This window comes from Pseudomonas sp. PHC1 (assembly GCF_046487845.1).
Taxonomy (GTDB): Bacteria; Pseudomonadota; Gammaproteobacteria; order Pseudomonadales; family Pseudomonadaceae; genus Aquipseudomonas; species Aquipseudomonas sputi.
On the sequence record NZ_JBJXHJ010000034.1, the window covers coordinates 15,633 to 39,498 of the forward strand.

General features: G+C 50.0%; 25 protein-coding genes and 1 pseudogene. 19 read left to right on the top strand and 7 right to left on the bottom strand.

Translation table 11 applies throughout. From position 1 onward, the window contains the following. Nucleotides 1-317: 317 nt before the first annotated feature. Genes ACKJSM_RS27305 through ACKJSM_RS27335 form a run of 7 tightly spaced genes read left to right on the top strand, consistent with a single transcriptional unit; the run spans nt 318 to nt 3,899 of the window. Nucleotides 318-671, top strand: a complete 354-nt coding sequence (locus tag ACKJSM_RS27305; protein ID WP_236180601.1) for an SH3-like domain-containing protein — start codon at nt 318-320, stop codon at nt 669-671. After that, entirely contained in the window at nt 668-1,324 is a 657-nt protein-coding gene (locus ACKJSM_RS27310; protein ID WP_236180600.1) for a nitrile hydratase subunit alpha, read from the top strand. The genes ACKJSM_RS27305 and ACKJSM_RS27310 overlap by 4 nt, the downstream gene beginning before the upstream one ends. After that, entirely contained in the window at nt 1,321-1,668 is a 348-nt protein-coding gene (locus tag ACKJSM_RS27315; RefSeq protein WP_236180598.1) for an SH3-like domain-containing protein, read from the top strand. The genes ACKJSM_RS27310 and ACKJSM_RS27315 overlap by 4 nt, the downstream gene beginning before the upstream one ends. An 11-nt stretch (nt 1,669-1,679) precedes the next feature. Next, entirely contained in the window at nt 1,680-2,432 is a 753-nt protein-coding gene (locus ACKJSM_RS27320; RefSeq protein WP_410239401.1) for an aquaporin, read from the top strand. A 1-nt stretch (nt 2,433) separates the two neighbouring features. Further along, entirely contained in the window at nt 2,434-2,841 is a 408-nt protein-coding gene (locus ACKJSM_RS27325) for a DUF302 domain-containing protein (RefSeq protein WP_410239402.1), read from the top strand. 47 nt (nt 2,842-2,888) lie between these two features. After that, nucleotides 2,889-3,101 carry a CbtB-domain containing protein gene (locus ACKJSM_RS27330; protein WP_236180592.1) on the top strand — a complete coding sequence of 71 codons (213 nt, stop codon included), beginning with the start codon at nt 2,889-2,891 and terminating at the stop codon, nt 3,099-3,101. Nucleotides 3,102-3,122: 21 nt separating this feature from the next. After that, nucleotides 3,123-3,899, top strand: a complete 777-nt coding sequence (locus tag ACKJSM_RS27335) for a CbtA family protein (protein WP_276574212.1) — start codon at nt 3,123-3,125, stop codon at nt 3,897-3,899. An 861-nt stretch (nt 3,900-4,760) separates the two neighbouring features. Here ACKJSM_RS27335 and ACKJSM_RS27340 read toward each other — a convergent pair. Beyond that, nucleotides 4,761-5,684: an SDR family NAD(P)-dependent oxidoreductase gene (locus ACKJSM_RS27340; RefSeq protein WP_236180590.1), complete on the bottom strand. Its 924-nt coding sequence runs from the start codon at nt 5,682-5,684 to the stop codon at nt 4,761-4,763. Nucleotides 5,685-5,904: 220 nt separating this feature from the next. On the opposite strand from ACKJSM_RS27340, the gene ACKJSM_RS27345 reads away from it, so the two are divergent. Further along, nucleotides 5,905-6,801, top strand: coding sequence for a LysR family transcriptional regulator (locus tag ACKJSM_RS27345; protein ID WP_236180588.1), 897 nt, complete (start codon nt 5,905-5,907; stop codon nt 6,799-6,801). 33 nt (nt 6,802-6,834) lie between these two features. On the opposite strand, the gene ACKJSM_RS27350 is transcribed toward ACKJSM_RS27345, so the two are convergent. Further along, nucleotides 6,835-7,740 (bottom strand): LysR family transcriptional regulator, encoded by a 906-nt coding sequence (locus tag ACKJSM_RS27350; RefSeq protein ID WP_236180586.1) that lies wholly within the window; start codon nt 7,738-7,740, stop codon nt 6,835-6,837. Nucleotides 7,741-7,868: 128 nt separating this feature from the next. Here ACKJSM_RS27350 and ACKJSM_RS27355 point away from each other — a divergent pair, with 128 nt between their 5' ends. Beyond that, entirely contained in the window at nt 7,869-8,864 is a 996-nt protein-coding gene (locus ACKJSM_RS27355) for a zinc-dependent alcohol dehydrogenase family protein (protein ID WP_236180585.1), read from the top strand. Nucleotides 8,865-8,954: 90 nt separating this feature from the next. Here the strand turns inward: ACKJSM_RS27355 and ACKJSM_RS27360 are convergent, their stop codons facing one another. The 5 genes from ACKJSM_RS27360 to ACKJSM_RS27380 all read right to left on the bottom strand — a co-directional run bounded on the left by ACKJSM_RS27360 (nt 8,955) and on the right by ACKJSM_RS27380 (nt 13,304). Further along, the gene (locus ACKJSM_RS27360) at nt 8,955-9,920 is read right to left on the bottom strand and encodes a quinone oxidoreductase family protein (RefSeq protein WP_236180582.1); all 966 of its coding nucleotides are present in this window, start codon (nt 9,918-9,920) and stop codon (nt 8,955-8,957) included. 69 nt (nt 9,921-9,989) lie between these two features. Next, nucleotides 9,990-11,102 (bottom strand): Gfo/Idh/MocA family protein, encoded by a 1,113-nt coding sequence (locus ACKJSM_RS27365; RefSeq protein WP_410239403.1) that lies wholly within the window; start codon nt 11,100-11,102, stop codon nt 9,990-9,992. 24 nt (nt 11,103-11,126) lie between these two features. Next, the gene (locus tag ACKJSM_RS27370) at nt 11,127-11,654 is read right to left on the bottom strand and encodes a nuclear transport factor 2 family protein (protein WP_236180578.1); all 528 of its coding nucleotides are present in this window, start codon (nt 11,652-11,654) and stop codon (nt 11,127-11,129) included. Between the two features lie 135 nt (nt 11,655-11,789). Continuing rightward, entirely contained in the window at nt 11,790-12,371 is a 582-nt protein-coding gene (locus ACKJSM_RS27375; RefSeq protein ID WP_236180575.1) for a TetR/AcrR family transcriptional regulator, read from the bottom strand. A gap of 105 nt (nt 12,372-12,476) precedes the next feature. Then, nucleotides 12,477-13,304: an AraC family transcriptional regulator gene (locus ACKJSM_RS27380; protein ID WP_236180574.1), complete on the bottom strand. Its 828-nt coding sequence runs from the start codon at nt 13,302-13,304 to the stop codon at nt 12,477-12,479. A gap of 133 nt (nt 13,305-13,437) precedes the next feature. On the opposite strand from ACKJSM_RS27380, the gene ACKJSM_RS27385 reads away from it, so the two are divergent. The 10 genes and pseudogenes from ACKJSM_RS27385 to ACKJSM_RS27430 form a co-directional block, all read left to right on the top strand. Next, nucleotides 13,438-13,956 carry a carboxymuconolactone decarboxylase family protein gene (locus ACKJSM_RS27385; protein ID WP_236180572.1) on the top strand — a complete coding sequence of 173 codons (519 nt, stop codon included), beginning with the start codon at nt 13,438-13,440 and terminating at the stop codon, nt 13,954-13,956. A gap of 28 nt (nt 13,957-13,984) precedes the next feature. Continuing rightward, the gene (gene grxC, locus ACKJSM_RS27390; protein WP_236180563.1) at nt 13,985-14,236 is read left to right on the top strand and encodes a glutaredoxin 3; all 252 of its coding nucleotides are present in this window, start codon (nt 13,985-13,987) and stop codon (nt 14,234-14,236) included. 258 nt (nt 14,237-14,494) lie between these two features. Further along, the gene (locus ACKJSM_RS27395; protein ID WP_236180556.1) at nt 14,495-15,292 is read left to right on the top strand and encodes an alpha/beta fold hydrolase; all 798 of its coding nucleotides are present in this window, start codon (nt 14,495-14,497) and stop codon (nt 15,290-15,292) included. A gap of 663 nt (nt 15,293-15,955) precedes the next feature. Further along, nucleotides 15,956-17,848: a monovalent cation:proton antiporter-2 (CPA2) family protein gene (locus ACKJSM_RS27400; RefSeq protein WP_236180554.1), complete on the top strand. Its 1,893-nt coding sequence runs from the start codon at nt 15,956-15,958 to the stop codon at nt 17,846-17,848. 282 nt (nt 17,849-18,130) lie between these two features. Continuing rightward, complete coding sequence (locus tag ACKJSM_RS27405; protein ID WP_410239404.1) at nt 18,131-18,739, top strand: lecithin retinol acyltransferase family protein; 609 nt, start codon at nt 18,131-18,133, stop codon at nt 18,737-18,739. Nucleotides 18,740-19,009: 270 nt separating this feature from the next. Further along, nucleotides 19,010-20,854 (top strand): ATP-binding protein, encoded by a 1,845-nt coding sequence (locus ACKJSM_RS27410; protein ID WP_236180550.1) that lies wholly within the window; start codon nt 19,010-19,012, stop codon nt 20,852-20,854. Next, nucleotides 20,847-21,491, top strand: coding sequence for a response regulator transcription factor (locus tag ACKJSM_RS27415; protein WP_236180548.1), 645 nt, complete (start codon nt 20,847-20,849; stop codon nt 21,489-21,491). The genes ACKJSM_RS27410 and ACKJSM_RS27415 overlap by 8 nt, the downstream gene beginning before the upstream one ends. 113 nt (nt 21,492-21,604) lie before the next feature. After that, the gene (locus ACKJSM_RS27420; RefSeq protein ID WP_276574211.1) at nt 21,605-21,985 is read left to right on the top strand and encodes a response regulator transcription factor; all 381 of its coding nucleotides are present in this window, start codon (nt 21,605-21,607) and stop codon (nt 21,983-21,985) included. A 361-nt stretch (nt 21,986-22,346) separates the two neighbouring features. After that, nucleotides 22,347-23,246: pseudogene (locus ACKJSM_RS27425) on the top strand (LysR family transcriptional regulator); the annotation flags it as partial. A gap of 279 nt (nt 23,247-23,525) precedes the next feature. Then, the coding region (locus ACKJSM_RS27430) for an alpha/beta fold hydrolase (RefSeq protein ID WP_410239405.1) at nt 23,526-23,866 on the top strand (341 nt) is incomplete at its 3' end.

Below are 23,866 nucleotides of genomic sequence, written 5' to 3' on the forward strand. Positions count from 1 at the left end.
ACGAATCGTTGGACAGGCCGCTCCCTGTTCAGGATAGAAATCCGATTACAGAACTTCTTGTTTATTTATGCTTAAGTAGAACTTTCGCACCTCAGAATGTAACAAAAAATGTATTTGATCGATTCTTTATCAATGATAATTATTATCTATCGTGCACAGGTCTGAATCAGTCAATTCTGGCAAAGATAGACAAGAAGAAACTAATTAGCGGGTTCAGCATCTAGCTCCAGATAGAACTGACGGCTAATCGACGCTTGGATTAGCGCCGATATTGAAGTTGCTCCAACTACCTCCACACACGAGAGGTTTTCCTTTCTATGGATCGCAGCAGCCTTGTATCAGCAACGTTTATCAAAGGGGTGGTATCGGCAGCGGGTGAGTTACCTGTCTTTTCGCACGGGGATAGCGTGCGAGTGTTGGAGCGATCTCCTGTAGGGCACTACCGTGTCCCGATTTACTTAAGGGGCAAGGTTGGAATAGTAGAGGCCGTGATGCAGCCAGCAGCGGTTAACAATGAAGACGAAGGCTATGGGCACAACGCTGGCTCCAAGCTTCATTACTATCGCATCGCCATTCCAATGACAGAAGTCTGGCCCAATTATGCCGGCTCACCATCTGATGGAATCCGAATTGAGGTTTATGAGACTTGGCTCGAGAGGGTTTCATCATGAGCAAAAGGAATGACGATAAAGCCAAGCATGACCACCCGCACGACGAAATTAGCCACAGCGCCAGTCTCAGCTACTACGAGATTATGGAGACGGCGGTACGTGAATTGCTCATTGAAAGGCAATTGATAGGGCCGGGGGAAATTCGTCGTCAGATTGAAGTGCTCGACTCTCGCAATCCGGCACTCGGTGCCAAGGTGGTTGCTCACGCATGGCTAAATCCCGATTTCAAAGAGCGTCTGTTAAAAAACGGACGCTCCGGTTGCGAAGAACTGGGTATTAGCTTCTACGACGATACTCAGCTCATCGTTCTAGAAAACACTCCTGAAGTACACAACCTTATTGTTTGCACCCTGTGCTCCTGCTATCCACGCCCCGTGCTCGGCCTCCCACCTGATTGGTACAAACTGAAACCATTTCGGGCGCGAGCCATTTATGAGCCCCGAGCAGTCCTAGCTGAGTTCGGCACGATCATCCCCGATGACGTCGAAATCCGCGTCAGTGACTCTACCGCCGTAATTCGATACCTGGTTCTACCGATGCGGCCAGCGGGAACGGAAAAATTCACAGAAGAACAGCTGGCATCGCTGGTAACGCGCGATTCGATGATCGGTGTAATTCCGGCCAATAACCCATCGGAGAAAAGTCCAAAATGAGCCAGACTGAAGACCTGATGAAGCGGCTACCAAATGATATTGGTGGTTTTCCAGCAGACCCCGTTGTACAGGTTGAGCACGAACTTGAACCATGGGAAAAGAGGTGCCACGCCCTGGCGGATGTTCTCGACTTCCACAAGATAATTAACACTGAAGAGAAACGACGGGGCGTAGAAGCTCTCGGAAGCGAGATGATAGGTAAGCTGACTTATTATGAGCGCTGGATAGCAGCATTCGCGAATATTCTATTTCAGAAAGGCATTCTGACACCTTCAGATTTGGCAGTTAAAATGGATGAAGTGAGATCCAGGGAACGCCCCAATACTGAAAGTAAAAATGTGTAGTCCGAGCAGTCATGACCTCTCATTCTGCTACTGACAATGGATCATGCTTTTTTGAGCGAAATCCAAATCTTGAGCTCTCTAGAAGAGCGTTTGTAGAGGGTGTGGGCACGCTATTGCTCATGTTAGTCATCACCGCTTCGGGTTTAACAGCTCAAAGACTTTCCGTAGAAAATGAATTGATTATTTTATTGGTCATCGGTTTTGCAACGAGCGCTGCTCTGGTTGGATTGATACTCGCATTCGGAAGCGTTTCTGGCGGACACTTCAATCCTCTCATTACGGCATTGCAGTGGCTCGCAGGCGATAGAAAACTTAACTGCACCATTGCCTACATTTTCGCCCAATTTATCGGTGGGGTGATGGGAGCACTTGTTGCTAATCAGCTTTTTGACTCAACCTTAAATATTTCTGCCACACTCACCCTAAAGCCGACACTTGTATATAGCGAGATTCTAGCGGCGACTGGCTTGATGATTGTGGTGTTTGGGTGCAGTCGCGGCGGCTTAACCCTAACCGGGCCCTTCGCTGTTGGAGCCTGGCTACTAAGCGCTATTGTGTCGACTCCTTCAACCTCTTACGCAAATCCAGCAATTATTGTTTCTGCGTTGTTCGCAGCCGGCCCTGTCGGACTTCCTCTAGACATCGTATTGATCTATTTACCTGCAGAAGTAGTCGGCGCACTTCTGGCATTTTCTATTATATCTGTGGCATTTCCACGTTCCACGCAGCCCGATGAAAGTACGCAAAGTATCAGGAAGCCATGAAATGAATAGTCCAGGCTTAGTCACCCATATCAGCCAAAATGGCTTACCGGATACGCGAGCTCGATTGATAGCTGCACTGTCACTCCGGGGCATGGACATCATTGCGCGAGTGGATCATTCTGAGGCTGCCAAGCGTGTAGGCATGTTTTTAAACCCTACGGAAGTCTTCATTTTCGGAAACCCTCGCGTAGGTACTCCCTTGATGAATGCAGAACAAACGATTGGCCTCGATCTTCCACTTAAAATTCTCATTTGGCAGAACAGCGAGGGAGCCATTTTCCTGACCTATAACGATCCTAGGTGGCTGTCCAAGCACCACGGACTTGCACTAGAGACTGAAAGTATCGCTTCAGCAATGACTCAAGCTTTGGAGGCTATTGTCGTTGAAGCCTCTTCTCCTCCAGCCTGATGTATCGAGTTCGCGATTTACCACAAGATAAACTTACGGAGACGATCATGAATTACAACACCGCATCCCCGGTAGGTCATTCGATTCCGACCATTCCATTGGGTGAAATTATACCTTGGGCGATCTTTGGAGGGCTGTTAATGATCGTCGGTATCTATTTCATTGGCGCGGAGCAAGGCGCAACTTCAATTTTCACAGGAACATTTTTTCACGAGTACGTTCATGACAGCAGGCATATCCTCGGATTTCCTTGCCATTAATGCTCACACTAGGTGATTAAAATGACTGGTCGACTGCTCGCAAGAGGAATGATCGCCGGATTGCTCGCCGGCATCCTGGCGTTCACCTTCGCCACCGTCTTTGGAGAGCCACAAATTGAGCTTGCCATAGCCTATGAAGACGTAAGTTCACATAGTCATCAACACGGACACGGCGAGGCTGACTCAGAAATGGGCATGGAAACCGGAGATGTCGTCAGCCGAGAGATACAAAGCACCTTTGGCTTATTGACAGGCATGCTGGTTTATTCGATGTCACTCGGTGGGATTTTTTCTTTGGTTTTCGCTTATGCTTTGGGTCGGACGGGGACGCTCAGCCCGAGGGCTCTGGCCTTGATGCTTGCAGTGAGCGCCTTCATTGTGATCAACCTGATACCAGGGTTGAAGTATCCTGCGAATCCCCCAGCAACCAATAATTCAGAAACGATTGGCCTGCGCACCGTATTGTTTTTTTTGATGATTGTCGTCTCTGTCGTGGCGGCTCTATTCTCTATCAAAGCAGCCCGTAGGATGAGAGCCACATGCGGCGACTGGAATGCAGCAACCGTCGGGATATCTCTTTACATTCTGATCATAGCTGTGGCGGGCTATTTTTTCCCTACTGTAAGTGAGATACCCGATGACTTTTCTGCAGTGCTTCTGTGGAGATTCCGAATAGCGTCAATCGGTGTCCACGTCGTACTTTGGTCAAGCCTTGGGCTTTTATTCGGTTGGCTGTCAGAAAGATTAATTAGCAGTAGGAGTTTGATATCGAGGCGCGTAGACTTCTCTAAGCAATGATGGGCCTGTACCGCACGATCCTGATCCACCATAATTAAACACGAAATCCATGCTTGTATTATTCGTACAATTTTTACAGATTGATGAATATCACGCAGACGCAGCAATGAATGCAGCCGACTGGCTATTATGCGCCCTTCAATTTGGTCTGTAATTGCTTAAGATCCTTTTCGAGTCGAATGCGAAAAGCAAGTATAAATTGGCGAGCGTTCTCTGGCAAAGGTTTACCAGGACGAAATACTAAAAGACTTGTAAATCGAACATCAATACTAAAAGGTTTAACTACCAATCCTCGATCCAAAAAGTCGCGGACTGCTACTTGTGTACGTATCGATTTTTCGTGGGACACAATTACCCTATTCAACGCTTTAGTTCCATGTTGAGCTCATTTAAAGGGATGAAGGATGATGAAATGTCTGATTTGCGGTACCGATGCCAAAGTCACTCTAAGACCGGGCTTATGGTTAGAGACGAATTGCAACAGCGGGTGTGGCGGCTATCGACTAGCGGCAGAGCTCGTGATAAAACTTCCCCTTACACGTCAATCCTTTGATGTAGCGCGTACCCGTAGCTGGCTAGTTCGTAACCGAAAAGTCGTGCCCGTCCCTTTGATTTCAAGTTATGACTATAGATTCTCTTTATTAGGCGGCCAGTGAACGCCTCTTGGTTGAAATCGACAGCAGATCTACCCGTGCACCCTAATTAGCTGTAAACACATTTCGTCGCACAAAACTGACTTACCAGCTCCATTAACCCTTTGGCGGTGTCCAAGCAGCGCCTATGCAACCCGGAATCATTTAGCCCTGATTCACGCCCCCTTAGTCACCCAATCCGACAAAGCCTATCTTGGGGCGTACTGTCTTAGACATCGCCCTCCCCAATCATTTTGGTGGCAATATTCCACAAACGCTGCGCGTTGCCAGGATCAATAGCGTATGGCGCAACGCCGATGTAATCAGCGGGACGATGGTGAACAATCTTCGCCTCGTTGCAATCTTCAAAATAACGTCCACCTATCCCCTCCAACAAAGGCGAGCCTGCTAGAAGTACGGAAGTTGCAGCACCCTGTTGAACCGTTTTTTGCCGTTCAACAGGTGTCTTAAGACCGCCGGTATGCTTTTGTAGGTTGGTCGCGATAGCACCGGGGTTTAGCGCGTTTGCTAAGATCCCCCTATCAGCCCAGCGACGCGTGATTTCCACGGCAATGAGTGCACATGCTGTCTTGGCTTGTGAATACGAGGCGAAAGGTTCGTATGGACGGAAGTCGAAATTGATATCGTCGAAGACTACTGGCCCTAACAGAACTGCACTCGAGGAAAGTGACACGATGCGAGCGCCCTGGGCTTGGGTCAAGGCCTCCTGCAAACCCGTCACCAGCGCAAAATGGCCAAGAAAGTTAGTCGCAAACTGCATCTCCCAACCCTGAGGGGTTAACTCTCGCTCAGGAAGCGCCATGATCCCTGCGTTGTTGACCAGGATATGCAGCGGTTCTGACCAAGCTGAGGTAAATGATCTCACCGAAGCAATGTTCGCAAGATCGATAGATCGAACCTCGACGTTTCCCCTGCCAACGGCACGCAACTCTGCCGCAATAATTTGTGCTGCATCTGGACGTCGAACGGCAAGTGTTACATCTGCTCCGGCATTGACCAACGCCCTAGCGGTCTCAATCCCTATTCCCGCCGCCCCACCCGTAACAATAGCTCGCTTACCGCTCAGGTCGACCCCTTTCAGAACGTCGCTGGCAGTTGAATGAAACCCAAATGGCGTCGTGATTCGTGTCATAAATTTATCCTCGCAAGTGCTTTATCCGTTAAGAACCCACTTAACGGGCCCGCCAGACACCAGGCTTTGAGATCCACCAGGTTTACCTTGCTTACTGCTTCGAGCAGTGAAGCAGGCTCAAGGATTTCTCTCCGGTATAGGTTGGCTGGATAAAATATGCTCATGCGATGAGGCTAACAATCAGGCTAATATTGCATGAATACATGCAGGAATTAGCACAATGCAAAAATCAGGGCTGGTAGAGCTTAACGCCGTGGTAGCGGTTTCTAATCATCGTAGCTTTCGCCGCGCTGCGATGGAAGTGGGCCTATCGCCGTCAGCGCTCAGTCACGCGGTCGCCATGCTCGAACAAAGACTTGGTGTGAGGTTATTTCACAGAACCACTCGCAGCGTTTCACTTACCGAAGCTGGTGAACAGTTTCTACTTCGGATACAGCCCGCACTTCGTGAAATATCAGCGGCGATGGAGGCGGTCGGTGAGTTCAGAGATACACCCTCTGGAACGCTACGCTTGAACACCTCTGAAGGTGCCGCACAGATGGTGATGACTCCAGTGGTATTGGAGTACTTAAATAGGTACCCGGACATGCGGGTGGACATAGTCACTGATCGAGGCTTTGTAGATATCGTCGCCGGAGGATTCGATGCTGGAATCAGGTTGGCAGAAAGCGTCCCCCTGGACATGATTGCAATTCCTATCAGTCCCCCACTACGTTTTGCGGTTGTCGGGTCGCCCCAATATTTCTCCAAATTCCCTGAACCGAAAGTGCCGGCAGATTTGGCCGCTCATAATTGCATCCGAGTTCGCTTCCCAAGCGGCACTTTATGCAAGTGGGAATTCAAAAAAAGGGGTGAGGAGCAGGCGATAGACGTCAGCGGTTCGCTTACGCTCGATAGTCACCATTTAATGATAGAGGCAGCCCTCCAAGGTGCCGGGCTGGCTTGGATGAATGAGTTCGCGGTGTCATCTCACATTGCCTCGGGAAAGCTTGTCCGCGTGCTAGAAGACTGGACTCCTTTCTTTCCGGGCCTGAGCCTCTACTACCCAGCCAATCGCTACATGCCGGGGGGGCTTCGGGCCTTCGTCAACATCGTCCGCGAGAGGATGCCCGCGTAAATTACTCATCCGGTTTTTGTGCTCCTCAGCACCTCAGCCCATGCAGATATCGGTGTCTAGCGCAAACGCGTCCCGCAAGTAATCGGTGAAAGCCCGGACTCTTGCAGACTGTTTTCGATCTGGCGGAGAGACGGCATGGATTGGTAAGGGAGCAGGTGGGTGGCTCTCAAGAAGAACCATTACGCGCCCTTCCAGAAGGTCTTGGCGAAACAACCACAACGGAGAAAGCGAAACCCCTAACCCGTCTAACACCATCTGCCTCACCGCCTCACTATTATTGCTACGCACATTACCACTGACCTGCACGCTTTCCCATTTGCCTTTATGCTCAAATCGCCAACTCGCAAAATGTTCCAGCTGGTTAAAAACAAGGCAATTATGTTTGGTCAAATCCTTCGGTTTGGAAGGTGATCCAAATCGCTCTAGGTAGGCTGGAGCAGCGAACACTCTGCGCCTAGTCAGTCCAATCTGCCTTGCAATCAAACTACTGTCTTTGAGCTCACCAATGCGTATTGCAACGTCAGCCCCTGAGCTTACTAAATCGACATTTTCATCGTTCAGTTGCAAATCGACGGACACTTCGGGGTAAAGCTCTAAAAAACCACGCAGCCTCGACGCAATTTGGATGCGACCGAAGCTGCCCGAGGATGCCACTCGCAATGTTCCGGCAATACGCTCTTGACCGCTCTGAAAAGTGTGCTCAGCATTCTCTACAGCTGCCAGAATTTCTCGACATTGCTGGTAGTAACGCTGCCCCTCATCCGTCATGGACAATTGACGTGTACTGCGAGCGAACAAACGACCACCTAGTCGTTTTTCCAAGGAGCCGATCTGTTTACTGATAGTAGGCTGGCTTGAACCAATTTCCCGGGCAACAGCAGAAAAGCTGCCTCGCTCCACTACTCGGACAAAAATCGCCATTGATTCAAGGATGTCCATGTGACTCCGATTTAGTCGCTTTTTGGAATCATCACTATAGGGATTTACCTACTTATCGGAAACCCGCCGCTAGGTGAAACTGTATTCAACGCCGGATGCCGGCTTGGATCATTTCAAGAGGAAGACCTATGAACAACATCAACATGCGTGCCGCTGTCGCGGTAAACCCAGAATCCCCACTGCAGATCCATAGTCTAGCTCTACCTGTGCCTCAGGCAGGCCAAGTCTTGGTGAAAGTCATTGCCAGCGGAGTCAACCCCTTGGACACGAAGATCAGCCAAGGTAAGGGGGCACACGCTCGCCAACCATTCCCTGCGGTTTTAGGGATGGATTTGGCAGGTGAAGTGGTAGCAGTCGGCGAAGGCGTTAGCGCCTTCCAGCCTGGAGATGAAGTTTATGGCATGGCCGGTGGGATCGGCGGCCAGCAGGGCTCACTGGCGGAGTATATCGCTGTAGACGCCGACTTGATTTCACGCAAGCCAAACAATCTGAGTATGCGAGAAGCAGCAGCACTGCCACTGGTATTCATCACAGCGTGGGAAGGTCTGGTAGACCGCGCGAACGTCCATGCGGGCCAAAAAGTGCTGGTTCAAGGCGGTGCAGGTGGCGTGGGTCATATCGCTGTACAGATCGCAAAAGCGCGCGGTGCGCAGGTTTACGCAACTGGCAGCGCAAAGAGCCGTGACGCGATCGAAAGCTTCGGCGCCACTGCCATTGACTACAACGAACAAGTGCCTGCGGAGTACATGACTCAACATACCGATGGAGAAGGATTCGACATCGTTTATGACACAGTCGGCGGCGCTTCCCTGGACGCTTCTTTTGCAGTGACTAAGGTGTACTCGGGTCACGTGGTCAGTTGCTTGGGTTGGGGTGAGCATAAGCTCGCTCCCCTGTCCTTCCGGGGTGCCACCTATTCGGGCGTATTTACACTTCTACCACTGTTGACTGGCAAAGGACGTAAACATCACGGTGAGATATTGGCTGAGGCTACTCGTCTGGCTGAGTCCGGGCAGTTGCGAGTATTGCTTGATGACCGCAAATTCACTCTCGACAACGTCAACGAAGCTTATGCCATTGTGTCCGGCGGCACAGCCAAGGGCAAAATTGTCGTGGACATCTAATACAGATTCGAAAGCGAGCAAAGCTACATAGAACCTGGGAAAAAACTAAATGGGCGCTATTGCGCCCATTTAGTTTTCCCAAACTGACCTTTAGGGAATAAGCAATGACTTCCCAACCGTACGTCGCTCTTCCATATCTTGATGGGCCTGCACCGCGTCTGCCAACGGATAACGTTGACCAATCTGAACGGAGATAAGCCCCTTCTGTATCCAAGTGAATAACTGGCTACTATGTGTTGTTAATGCTTCGTAGGTACGCACCAGATGGTGAACAACAGGGAATGTAACCAGGATACTTTTAGGAAGATCTGTGAGGTCTATCGGGGGGAGGCTCTTGATCGTCTGCCCATAATAGGCAAGCACGCCATAGTAGCCTAGCGACGCTTGAGACCCGTAAAAAGTGTCAGCGCCGGCACCGTCATAAACGACATTGACGCCACTCCCATGAGTCAACCTCATAACCTCTTCGGAAAAATCGCTGTCAGTCGAAACGATCACGTGATCAGCACCCGCTTTACGCGCAAGCTCTGCTTTTTCCTGCGTTGACACCCTACCGATTACATTCCCTCCGAGTAACTTGATCATCTGGGTTAGCATCAACCCAACTCCTCCCGCCGCCGAATGAACGAGTGCAGTATCTCCAGGGCAGATTTTGTAGGTCGCGTGCGTGAGATTCATTGCCGTCAGACCCTGCATCATTGCGCCAGCCGCTACTTCGAAGCTGATGTCTTCAGGTATGGGTACCAACGCATCGACTGAGGCAACAAGTTGCTGGGTGTAACTGCCGACTATGTAAAACCACGCCACCCTGTCACCGACGTTGAAACGGGTCACACCTTCGCCAACTTGAGCCACCCTCCCCGCGCCTTCCGCACCGAGAATCTTCGGCAGGGCTGATATGGAGTAGAGTCCTTTACGTACCCCAACATCCATAAAATTAACGCCGGCGGCCACGACATCAACCAACACCTCTCCAGGGCCCGGGACGGGAGAAGCCAGCTCCTGCAGATAAAGCTCTTCGGAGCCTCCGTGCTGTTTAATCATGATTGCTTTCATTGGTTACTTCCCACAGATCTATAACGGGGGTGTGACGACGATTTCATGAATCGGTACGTGACGTATTCATTACTCAACTGCTTGAGTAACTCCTGACCGGCTCGCCTCTTCGATAGCCGCTAACAACCGATGACGTCGAACGCCATACTCAAAATCGGGCATCGTGTTGGTGCCGTTTCGCAAATCTTTAGCAAAATGCGCGTAAGAACGGAGGACGTTTGCACCGATTTCACCTGATACGCCACCTGGTTCGCTGTCATAGAAACCTGGCAACGGGATAGGTGAAACACCCTCCTCATCACCCGCACCGCCCTCAAGTTTCAAGTCCGCGATTTGAAGGTTTCCAAGCGCTGCGGTGATCACCAAATCACCCTTCGTTCCGTTGATTTCCCAGCGCAGATTGTTGCCGCGAGACACTCCCCCGCGATAGAAAATCGATGCAATCACGCCGCTTTTAAGAATCCCAGATATTGCGATTTGATCGTGGGCGGTCACCGGAAGCGTCGAGCCGTCCTCTGCCAACGTCACTGTTGGCCTACGCACTGCGGAAGTCGCTGCGACTGAGGCAAAGTCACCAAGGACGTAGTTGATGGCTTCCAAAGCATGCAAAGTCGGCACAGAAAGCGTAGTAGCGCCGTTCTTTGCATCGAACCAGTAGGCATGCGTACGGTCAGTAACGCCTCCCCAAGCAATGCCCGACCCCACCAGCGTCGTTCCCAACACCTCTCCGATATAGCCTTCTTCAATCAACGTTCGAGCATGCCGTACGACAGGAGAAAAGCGTGCTTGAAGGCCTATCGCCGTTTTTACTCCGGCAGCTTTAGCCCGAGCGGCGAGATCAATTGCTTCATCTAGCCCGTTACCCAACGGCCATTCACTGAACACCATTTTTCCCGCGTCAAGCGCAGCGGAAATGAGTAGATGGTGATGTGGAACCTTGACGGTGATAACTACCAGATCAACACCAGGATGAGCGATCAAATCTTGATGATTATCGAAGGCAGGCACACCAAAGGCTTCTGCGGCAGCTTTAGCTGATTCAGGCCTACTGGTGCTCACCGCTCGAAGTTCATAATCTGGCAAAGCGAGAATCGCTGGCAGGTGTGCGACGTTTGCCCAGCCAGGACTGAGCGGACTGGCGCCGATCACACCGACGCCAATTTTTTCAGGATTCGTGTTCATACCGATATTCCTCTAATTACAACGTTAACGACGATAGGCCGGATCTTTCTTGTCGCGAGAACTAACAGGCGCGGGCGGGAATTCGACAAGTCCACGATCATCCGCACGATCAAATCGAGCCCAGTCGGTTGTGGCCTCTCTTCTTACGATTGCCCATACACCGTCACGCCGTTCGAACTGGTCGAGATATCGACCTCTGATCAGTAAGTCATCCCCAGGTAACGCCTGAGGAAATGGACTCCAACCCTCACTGCCGATTCTGTGAATTGCCGTGAAGTAGGTTTCAACGTAGGCAGTCTCGCCCCGAATGTCGTATTGGATGTTGCCTGTCTGGTGATGCGTTAAGACAAGCTCAAGCAACATTCCCTCTACAGCAGCACAGAAGTCACGTCCCCCCATCTGAAAGCCGCCTTGATGGAGCGTTGCGTCCGCGTGGAAGCAGCTTTTCATGGCTTCGATATCTATGCGATCCACTGCTCGCGTGTATCGTGACAGAACGTCTTGAATCTCCGCACGAGCCACCAAAGCGGCTAAAGGATCATCAGTCTGCATTGCTACCTCCAATTATCTCTGAACTCTGTCGTCTGCCTTGGTGCATGAAAACCGAGACAGCGCCTTTTCTGGATTGAACTGTCCATAATCATGCAAAAAAATGTGCACCTCAGTGCACATGTCATTCACTTACTACTAGGCCGCCAATGCCCGTACAGCTAAACCGGCAATATCGATGATTGACTCGGTCGTAGCTCCTGCTCTTGCGCTGACCTTCATGCCGGACAAAATTGAGAGCAAGTAAGAAGCCGCTTTGTCTTCATCCAAATCGCTCCTAAACTCTCCTTGTTCCTTTCCTTTGGCTATTAAGTCCTTAAACGCCACTATGAACGCTGATCCGCCGGCATCAATGATGGCGTTAACTTGAGCGTCTGACCGACCGAATTCACATACGGCATTGATGCCCATACAGCCCAGTGCCAAATCATCAGTGTCCTGGTTCGCAAAGCGACCAAGTGCGTCTCGAAGTGCGCCTTGAGCAGAGCTCCCCCCCTCAAGACTTTCCATAAATTGGATAATGCTCCGAGAGTGGTAACGCTTTAGTGCTTCCAGATAGAGCTGACGCTTATCACCAAAGGTGTCATACATACTTTGTCGGCCGATTTTCATCGCCAAACGTAGGTCGTCAGTCGTGGTGCCCTCGAATCCCTTTGCTCTGAAAACTTTCAGCGCAACATCAAGTGCTTCGTCTCTATCAAACTCTTTCGGTCTGGCCATACTCAAATCGTACTCAATTCTGGATCAATCTGTCAATAATGCTTTCAGGGCTACATGACGATCGATATTCATCAGTTCAACAAGATTCTTCTTCGCTTTGTCGAGTCATCGAAGCTTGGCACCCTGCGCCCACTCGCGAGGACTGCTTCCTGTTTTCCGGCGGAAAGCCCTTGCCAGTGCAGAGGGACTATCGTAGCCGACCTCATCGGCGACTAGAGCGATAGATTTTCCCTCTCTCAGTCGCTTTTGAACCAAGCTAATTCGCCAGCTCAAGAGGTACTCTGCGGGAGGCTGCCCCACTACACGACGAAAATGTTCAGCAAAGCTCGCACGAGACATATTCGCAGCAGCAGCTAGCGTTGCCAAACTCCATGCCTTGTTAGGCTGCTCGTGCATCAGATTCAATGAGCGAGCCAATCGTGGATCCGCCAATCCAGCCATCATTCCTGGCCGCTGACTTTGATCCGCCAATATTCTTCGTAGCAACAAGATGACCAACAACTCAAAGAGTCGATCCATAACCGCCTCTCGACCACACGCACCACCGAATGCCTCAGTGAACATCCACTCCAACGTCACAGACATGCTGGGCGCGTCATCGAGACGCAAAATCATGTAGTCGGGTAACGCGGATGCCAAGGCATTACTGGCTCCACCGTCGAAGGATAAAGATGCGCAGACCAGCTGAGTCGCAAACTCTTCACCGGCAGAAAGTCGGTGCCGATACGGCCTCGGGAAAAACATCAGTGTCGGCACATTGACATGAACTTCACGGTCGTCCGCCAAGCGAACATCCAACTCTCCAGCTTGGAGCAAGTGCACATGCCCACACGACTGGCTTCCATCAAACGCTGTTATGCCGCAAAAAGCTCCGCTATGAAACGTGCCTGCGCTAACCCCAAACTGCGTTAGCAAGATAGATAGACGATCCATGAGAAAGCTCCCAAACCATTATTTGGACGATTTGTCGCATTTCCTCGACGTTGTGCATCCCTAGGATTGAACGCCGTCCGTAGCATGACCTCCGTACCCAGCGCATCCCGCGCACTACCTACGGAGAATCAACATGAGCCGCATCACCACCCTGAACATCGAACAAGCCGTCGAATCTGCACGCCCAATGCTTGAAGGTGTACAAAAGAAAATTGGCTTCCTGCCTAACGTCTTTAAAACTCTAGCTCACGCGCCAGAAGTTCTTTCAGCGTACATGCAGCACTCGGCTGCCTTGAGCAAAACGTCTTTGACAGCCGTCGAAAAGGAAACGATTGCACTCGCTACATCCCAAGTTAACGGATGCGATTATTGCCTGGCTGCACACACTCTGTTTGCCAGCAAATCCGGCATGTCAGACAGTGAGATCGAAAGCGCTCGCAACGGTCAACTCGATGCCATAGCCGCACTTGCCAAGCAAATCACGGAAAGCCGTGGGCGCTTGACTGATGATCAAATTGCCTCGGCCCGTGCAGTTGGTGTGAATGACGCAAAAATTATTGAAGTGATTGCTCACGTTGCGGCAATGACGTTGACCAACTACCTCAACAACGTTGCCCAAACTGATGTCGACTTTCCAGCCGTACACGCGTGAATTGAAGACAGAACACTGGAGGTAGACGATGAGTATTGTGACGCTTTACACCACCGATACATGTCCTTACTGCCGCAATGCCAAGGCATTGCTGGCTCGTAAGGGGGTTGAAACCCGAGAGATCAATGTTCAATTTGAGCAGGGAAAATTCCAAGAAATGATCGCTCGAAGTGGCAGACGCAGCGTGCCGCAAATTTTCATTGGTGAACATCACATCGGGGGGTTTGACGACCTGGCCAAGCTGGATCGCGAAGGCAATTTAATGGCGATGCTGGCTTGAGACCACTGACAGAGATGCTTCCTACCCATCTCGGCCTACGCTAGAGCACTCGAAAGTAGGCCGACGATGGGCGATCTCACCACGACCATGAACTGGAAATCGCTAATCTCGGTTTGTCCTGGCTCACTAGCACACGGGTAAATAGCGTACATTCCTAAGAAATCATGATCGATCATCTGTTTCGCATTTCTTCAGTGACACTTCGCTTGGATCGTTCAGATATGCAAACAACCATCTCTTGATCTGAGGGGCGTCACGATGGCTACAGTTGGACAAAAAGAGCTTTGGTTACCTACCGATTACGGGCGAGTCTACATTCGCACATGGGTGCATGATCAAAACACTGCACAGCATGCTTCGCCTATTGTTTTATTCCATGACTCGCTTGGGTGCGTGGCACTCTGGCGCGATTTCCCCGCGCAGCTCGCTGCCGCAACCCGCAGAGATGTGATTGCTTACGATCGCCAAGGCTTCGGGCTTTCTTCGCCATATTCCGAAACCATTTCCTCCGATTTTATTCGTGAAGAGGCCAAGTTTTTCGCTACCTTGACTGATCATCTTGGTATAGAAACATTTATCGCATTTGGCCACAGCGTAGGGGGCGCAATGGCCTTGAACTGCGCTGCGCGTTTTCCTGAGCAGTGTTTAGCCGTGGTATCAGTGTCAGCGCAAGCGTTTGTAGAAGACCAGACATTGCTTGGGATAAAGACCGCGAAGGCGCAATTCGAGCAGGCCCGCTATTTTGAACGACTTCAGAAATACCACGGGGAGAAATCTCAATGGGTATTGAATGCTTGGACGCAAACCTGGCTGTCAGAATCCTTTGCTGATTGGACGATCGAACGAGGGTTAGGCCAAATTCTGTGCCCCGTATTGGTCATCCATGGCGTAGAGGATGAATACGGATCTGCAGCCCATCCCGAACGAATAGCCCAACTGTCAGTTAACCGCAGCGAGATCCTGATGCTCAACAATTGCTATCACGTTCCACATCGGGAGATGCCCGAGGTCGTAATTAACGCAGTACAGCGCTTCGTTTCTTCATTAAGCCGCTGAGGTTAAATGAATTGTGCCGCTATACAGCCAGAGTCGCGGGGGGGGGCTGCGGGCAGGGTATTCCCCCCCCAAGTAGCAAGTCAACTGCGGTTTCCATGCTTTAGCGAAGTATCGATTCACCACTTGAACAGCTCTCCCTCTCCATCACCTTGGCTGATACCAAAAATCAGATAATTGAGGTTCTCCTGCATAACTGAAGACATGACAATCTCTGCATATTTTAGATATTCAGCGAGGTGGAGAACGTGAAAAATGCAATCATTGTCTGTACTTCATTATTAATACTCACGGCAAATGCATACTTCTTGTTTTATGCCGATAGCATTCCCCTCAAGTACATGCTTTCGCAGTCAGATACTCGATATATCGACGCAGACCATTCAGCTCGAGTTGAGGATACAGATCACCCCGACTTGAATGCGCAGAACTTAACCTTACAGAAAGTCGCCCCTGGAAGCTCCGACAAACTAATTGTGAAGCGTGTGAGTAGAATCTGCAACAAAACTCGGCCTAGCACAGATATTGTGGCATACGCGCCAACTCAGGAGTTATCCGCGCCTCCATTCATGCGGTTTCTTTATGTACCCCCGCCGCAACCTAATCGGTAAGAGCAATTAAATACCAAGAAATTACCATTTAACTGCACCCATAAGAGTCTTGCCCATGGAAAGCATAGCCAATCACGAAATAAGCATGTTACAGGCAGCAGTTATTTTCCTTTCGGCCTCAGTTCTTATTGTGCCCATTTCCAAGCATTTACAGTTGGGTGCCGTACTAGGCTACCTGCTAGCAGGAGTATTGATCGGCCCTTCAGCTTTTGGATTGATCGGCGACCCACAGAGTGTAAGCCGCATTTCTGAATTAGGAGTCGTTTTACTATTGTTTCTATTAGGCTTAGAGATGTCACCCCAAAGACTTTGGGTGATGAGAAAGACCGTGCTTGGTGTGGGTTTAACGCAAGTTCTTCTAACTGCTTTGGTCATTGGTGCCGTAGCTCTCATAAGCTTCGGACAATCATTGGATCGCTCACTTATTCTTGGCTTCGGTTTGGCCCTATCCTCCACCGCCTTTGGATTGCAGATCCTGGCAGAAAGAAACGAACTGAGCAGCCCGCACGGTCACCTTGCATTCGCAATCTTACTGTTCCAAGACATAGCTGCGATCCCGCTGATCGCGACGATACCATTGCTCAATGGCGTCACCGAGACAACGGCGGCAGGAGACGTGCCGCAGCACATTTGTAAAGTACTCCTCAGTCTGTCGCTGGTAGTTTTTTCCGGGAGGTACCTATTACGACCTGTATTTAGAATTGTCGCGAAATCTGGCCTGCAGGAAGTCTCAACTGCCACCGCACTCCTCGTCGTCTTTGGCACTGCTTGGCTGATGGATTTGGCGGGAATCTCAATGGCCCTTGGCGCCTTCCTTGCAGGTTTATTACTGGCTGACTCGGAGTACCGCCATGAATTGAAGTCCCAGGTTGAACCATTCAAAGGACTATTACTGGGTCTATTCTTCATAAGCGTAGGAATGACTGCTGACCTTCGTCTGCTATTAGTCCAACCAGGGCTAATCTTCCTCCTGACCTCGTTACTAATCGCATTGAAACTACCATTACTTTACTTCATTAGCAGATTAGCGGGCGGTCTCGATCGGCACGCGGCATTACAAATAAGCCTAATCCTGGCAGCTGGAGGGGAGTTCGCCTTCGTGGTCTTCAAAACCGCTAGGGATCAGAACATATTTGGCTCGCACCTGTATAATATCTTGGTGCTAGCGATAACTTTATCCATGGCACTGACACCTTTCCTTGTGCTTGGCTTAACATACTTTTTCAAGAAAAAGAAAATCCCAATCTCGGTTCCCATGGAATATCACCATACGAGTAATGATACTGACACGCCAAAAGTAATCATTGCTGGAGTTGGTCGTATGGGCCAAATCATTGCACGTGTGATGCGCGCTCAAGGTGTTCCATTTCTCGCTTTGGATACCGCTGTAGAACCGATTGAGTACTCTCGCAGCGTCAGCAAACACATGCCTATTTTCTACGGCGATGCGTCAAAACCGGAGATATTACGTGCCGCCAATGCAGGCAAGGCCGAGTTGATAATTATTGCAACAGATGACCCTGATGCAAATTTAAGAACTGCAAAGCTGGTGCGACAACTTTATCCTAAAATCAAGATAATAGGGCGAGCACGTAACAGGCAACATGCTCACCAGTTATTAGATCTTAAAGCAACACCTGTGCGTGAGTTATTTCACTCAAGTCTAGAAATGAGTCGAATTGCTTTGCTTAAGCTTGGACTGAGTGAAACCCAGGCTTTGAGCAGAATAAGACACTTTCAGCAACACGATGAAAAGCTGCTTGCCGACCAGTATCTTGTATACGACGACGAAGCAGCTGTTATTCAGACCGCAAGAGAAGCTCGCGTTGATTTAGAAACGTTGTTTGAGTCAGACATACTAAAAGAAAGACGCTCAGAAAACTGTGAATGCCTTACTGAAACTCAGTTACTTAAGGCTAGTGCATATCCAGCCTCTTATTCAGTCTAACAGACAAAAATTGCGCATTAGCGACTTCACAAAGCTGAGCGAGTTATACACAGCCTTGCTCCTCGGCACCGCATCGGTGCCTCACACGGGTTTGCTAACCAAGGGAGTGATCGCGAAACTCATAATGTCATAGGTCTAGATTGAGGCAGTTGCGCACCCTCGGTCTAATACCCTGGTATAGGATGGGTATATAAAATGATTAGGTAATCGAAACGCATGTACAAATGAACAACCTCCGACGGATTGATACCATGAACCTTAAGGATCTCGGAGGATTTCATCATGTTTAACCTCACAACGATATTCGGATACAGCCTACGCACACATTGCCTAATCAAGATCATGCACCGGGTGTTGGCTGTCACTAAAATCATCACTCACCTTTCCGATCTGTCGAAAAGGAGTTACCCCGACAACATCCCCCAAAATCAACTCGACAAAAAACATACCAACTTTGAAAGTTCTACCACCTTTGTTAATATTGATAGCCAACCAATCGATATACCTGTAGGCGCACATCTGGTCAGCCCACGGAAAGTTTATTTACATCACGGGATTTACCTCGGCAATGGAAATATCGCCCACTACTCAGGATTTAGCGTATCACTTAGACCAGGGCCAATTGAAATAACTAATATCGTTAAATTCTCAAATGGAAAACCGGTTTGGATATTTCATGAGCACTCCAACTTCACCAACGATGAAATTGCAAATCGCGCACAATCCAGAGTCGGTGAGTGTGAGTACAAAATTCTTTCCAACAACTGTGAACATTTTTGTAATTGGTGCATCCGAGGGAATAGCCAGAGCACCCAAGTTAGCGAACTCTTCCATTGCCCTCGTCGCTTTCTAGCTTTCGTCGCGACGTTGGACTCATGCCTTATTGCATAAGTGCTTTAGCTTAGAATTGCTCATTTCGGGTGGAAAGCAAGCAAGGTTACCTCCAGACACTCAACACCGGGCAGCCATACTGGGGCATTTCCCTGTATCTGAGTCCTCCTTTCAGCTGGGCATTCAGCCCCTTCCTTACTGGCTACCTATGCCCCCCCCGGTGTCAGATCCTGATCTAAAATCAACGACAACGGCACGTTTCGTCGTTTGAACTACCGTGGTACGACTTGACTGAATGAATTTGGACTCTCTCCAGGCCTTCTGATTCATATGAAAATCAAAATGGAAGCGGTGGCACATGCAGGAGCTTCTGCTCCCAGCCCAGCGATGGCAACTGTCCTGTTGCGGATAGGTGCACTTTCACTGGCAACCTTCATATTCGTCGTGGACACCCTAACCTCCATTCAGATCGCAGTGGCCGTGCTTTACGTGATAGTCATTCTGATGTCAGTCAGTCTGTACTCCAGAAGCGGGGTCATTACAGTAGCGTTATCGTGTGTCGGCCTGACCTTGATCGCCTTTTTTCTCTCCCACGGCACGGATATACACAGCGCAGCATTTGCCCGCTGCCTGGTCAGCCTGACTGCGATAGCAATCGCCACCATCATGGCGCTGAAGAACAAAGCTGCCAACGACGAGTTGCAAGAGCAGGTCAGAGTGCTTGCGCAAACTCATGACGCCATAATCGTTCGAGATATGGATGGAAGAATTACTACCTGGAGCCCAGGAGCGGAGGCGCTTTATGGTTGGTCAAAAGCCGAAGCCATAGGTCAGGACTTCCGCTCATTGCTCAACCCGCAGTTTGCGTCTTCCGAAAAGGACGTAATGGACTCGCTGCTCCAAGTCGGTACGTGGGAAGGAGAAGTCGTGGAGCACCGTCGAGACGGTACTCGAGTCACCGTGGTGAGCAGATGCTCACTGTCACGTGACAATCGCAATGTCCCTAAAGCCATCCTCGCGACTCACAATGACGTATCCGAGCGTAGACGCGCGGTGGATGCTTTGCGCCGTAGTGAGGCGTTTCTCTCTTACGCACAGCGTCTCAGCCAGACAGGCAGTTTTGGTATACAACTTCCTAGCGAGGACGTGTATTGCTCCGATGAGGCACGACGAATATTTGAGTTCACACAGGATGAGCAGCCCTCTCTGGCGAGCATGCTGAAAAAAGCTCACCCGGAAGACATCAGCAAGGTCAACTCTCTGATCGAAGAGGCCCATCGCAAAGCCCCCACCTTGAAAGCCGAAACCCGCCTTCTAATGACGGATGGACGAGTAAAACATGTGCGAATGCTTGCTCAAGGACAGACGGATTTATCCGGAAACTTTGAGTACATTGGGGCGCTGGTTGATGTCACAGCCTCAAAGTTAGCGGAGGAGGCACTTCACCGCTCACAGGCTGAATTAGCGCACGTAACTCGGATCACGACCTTAGGAGAACTCGCCGCCTCAATCGCGCATGAAGTGAATCAACCGCTGGCAGCAGTCATAACTAACGGTGACGCTGGGCTTCGCTGGCTGAAACGTGAAACGCCCAATGCCGATGAAGCTGTCGCGTCGATTGAGGAGATGATGAGCGAAGCGCGCCGAGCGAGTGAAGTTATCCGCCGCATTCGCGCGCTTGCGCGAAATACGGCCCCGCAGAACATGCTGCTTGACCTCAAGGAGATAGTCGATGAATCGCTCGCCTTGGTGGATCGAGAGCTGAACCGAAACAAGGTGGTTGTTCTGAGTGAGATAGATAGTCGAGAGGCGTGGATAATGGGTGACCGTGTGCAGTTGCAGCAAGTGATTATCAATTTAATCATGAACGGCATCCAGGCTATGGCAAACACCAAAAATACCAATCGCCGACTGCTTCTGCGATTACGTCACTCCGCCGCAGATGAGGTGCTCGTGAACGTTCAAGACAACGGCCCAGGAATTCTGCCAGAGAACATGCCCAAACTTTTTAACGCTTTCTTCACCACCAAATCAGAGGGTATGGGCATGGGCCTGTCGATTTGTCGCTCAATCATTGAGGCGCACGGGGGGCGTATTTGGGGAAGCTGTAACCCCGGTGAAGGCGCCACTCTGCACTTTTCTTTGCCAACAATAATGAGGACTGAACATGATTGACGATTCCTCGGTAGATGAGCCCTCAAAAAACGCTCCGGTTGTATATGTTGTCGATGACGAGTCCTCAATTCGCAAAGCCCTTGACAACCTATTCCGCTCTGAAGGGATACAAGTGAACACCTTTGAAACGACCTCAGATTTTTTGAAGCATCCAAAACCGGACAGCCCAAGCTGCCTCGTCCTCGATGTGAGACTACAAGGCTTCAGTGGTCTGGATTTCCAAAATCAGATGGCTGAATCCAAAATAAAAATGCCGATAATTTTCATCACAGGCCATGGTGACATCGCTATGTCTGTGAAAGCCATGAAAGCAGGCGCATCAGACTTTCTTGCGAAGCCGTTTCGTGATCAGGATCTGCTCGACGCCGTCTCAGCAGCCCTACAGAAAGATGAGAGACGCAGGGAATTAGAAATCAAGGGATCAGACCTTCAGAATCGTTTTCAATCGCTCACAGCACGTGAGCGCCAAGTGATGGCTCATGCGGCCAGAGGACTGATGAATAAACAGATTGCCGAGCAACTCCACCTAAGTGAAATCACAGTAAAAATACATCGCGGTCACGCAATGAAAAAAATGAACGCCAAGTCTTTTGCCGACTTGGTTCGCATGGCGGAGTCTTTGGGTATGGGACAATGACGCTGATCAGAATAATACGTCTGTATGATTTCTTTTCCTGGAACGAGGTCATAGTGTCGAGCCAACGCTCCACGCACTAATGCTTCGTTCAAGCGTCAACAAAGGTATGCATTGTGACTAGAATTCCTTTGATAGCTATTGTCGATGATGATAGGTCGGTACGAATGGCTATCGACAATCTCGTGCGCTCCCTCGGATACGAATCAAACCCATTCTCCTGCGCAGAACATTTTCTGGCCGGGGCGAATCTCGAACGCACTTCATGCCTCATCACGGACGTACAAATGCCAGGAATGAGCGGCCTTGATTTGCAAAGTCAGCTGATCAATATCGGACTGGATATGCCAATAATTTTCATCACCGCATACCCAGAGGAGTCAATGCGCAAGCGTGCAAAAGCAAGCGGTGCGGAATGCTTTCTGAGCAAGCCCTTCGAAGGACAGACGATGATTGAATGCATCGAGAGAATTATTCAAAACCCTAAACTTCACTGACCCAAATCACGTCGCACTCCCCTCCCCCTTTTCCAACGACTCAACATTCCTTGCCGCGCCTTCGCATGTGACGAAATTCTTCGTCCGACATATACATTAGTATTAGCTACCCACACCGCCGTACTAAAAAATCCCAACTTATGTAGAAGTGTTGAATCCGCACCTGAGAAGTATCTTTAATCCAAGCCGAAGGACAAATTGAAAATAGCGTTTCGGGTTAACTTAAACACTCGACATGCATTCAACCTGACATTCACAACCTGTCCTCAAGCTCATAAGCATAGAGATCGTTTTCCAGAGTAAAGATGATCACTATGAACCGAAAAGCGGATATAGGCTTGATGCCTGGGTAGTGATGACCATGAACAGAAATGATCTTCGCAAAATCGACCTTAATCTTCTGATCGTGTTTGAAACCCTGATGCAGGAACACAATCTTACCCGCACAGGTGAAAAGCTGTTTCTATGTCAATCAGCAATCAGCGCTGCCCTAAATAGATTGCGCCAATATTTTGATGATCCTCTGTTCATCAGGATTGGCCGTGCGATGGAGCCAACAAGCAGAGCAATAGAGATTCACGCTAGCTTAACTCCAGCTCTTGACTCAATGGCTGTCGCACTGGGAGGGATGAGTGAGTTTGATCCTGCAACCAGCTCTACCATTTTCCGGATTGGTTTGTCCGACGACGTCGAATACGCACTGCTCCCCGGCCTGCTAAGTCAGCTTCGGGTTGAAGCCCCAAATATCGGCTTGGTGGTTCGGCGTACAGACCACTACCAAGCGTCGAACCAACTCTCAACTGGGGAAGTGTCGCTAGGAATCTGCTACAGCCGAGACCTGCCAGCCAACGCTAAATCTAAGGTCTTACGAAGCATTCGCCCTACGGTCTTAAGCTCGAGTAATTATTCGAGACCTTTGGATCTCGACGAATTTTGCAATCGCCCGCACATCTCGGTTTCCCTCAAAGGGAACATGTGTGACGAAATCGATAGCGCTTTGCGGGCAATGGGTCTTGAGCGCAGGACGATCCTAGCTGTGCCTCAATACAGTGCGCTGAAATCACTAATCGAGGGCACTGACCTGGTGGCGGTGGTTCCTGAGTATGTTGCAAAAATCATGACCCAACAGGGAGATCTGCGCGCGACCCCGCTGCCCATGGTTCTACCTTCACTTGATCTATCGATGTCATGGACTGGAACTCTCGACAACGACCCTGGAGAGCGGTGGTTACGTTCCCGTATCAGCATGCACTTGGGTGAACAGAGCGCAGCTATTGGCGACATACGCTTGAAATCCAGCATCACGCATCGTCAGCAAGGCATGTCGCATACCCGAGCATCCACAGGGAGGGCTGCTCTTCATGTGCTCCGAGAGGCGTAGTTGATCGTAATCAAGCTTACATCTTGAAATGAAATGGACACGGCGGCGTGCCGACTTTTCTCACCCATGGCCGCAGGGTTGTACAAACCGAGCAACCACGTTCAATCGCCGCGTTCACGCTTTCAATAAAATGAAGTGGTTTTTTGCGAGGAAAATACGATGCGTAAAAATACAGATGTTGAAACTTCTATTGGCAACAGCGGCTTCACATTGCCACGCCGCGAATTTATAGCCGGCGTCGCTGCGGTAACCATATTTGCAAACATACCCTTAGGGGTAATGGCTGCAACTCAGAAGACGGTTCATTCACCAACAGCTGGGAGTTTATCCGATATGACCTCGATTAAAACAAAAGACGGCACTGAAATTTTCTACAAAGACTGGGGCCCGAAAGATGCGACGCCCGTTGTGTTTCACCACGGCTGGCCACTGAGCTCAGATGATTGGGACAATCAAATGATGTTCTTTCTGGAGAAAGGTTTCCGGGTCATCGCCCATGA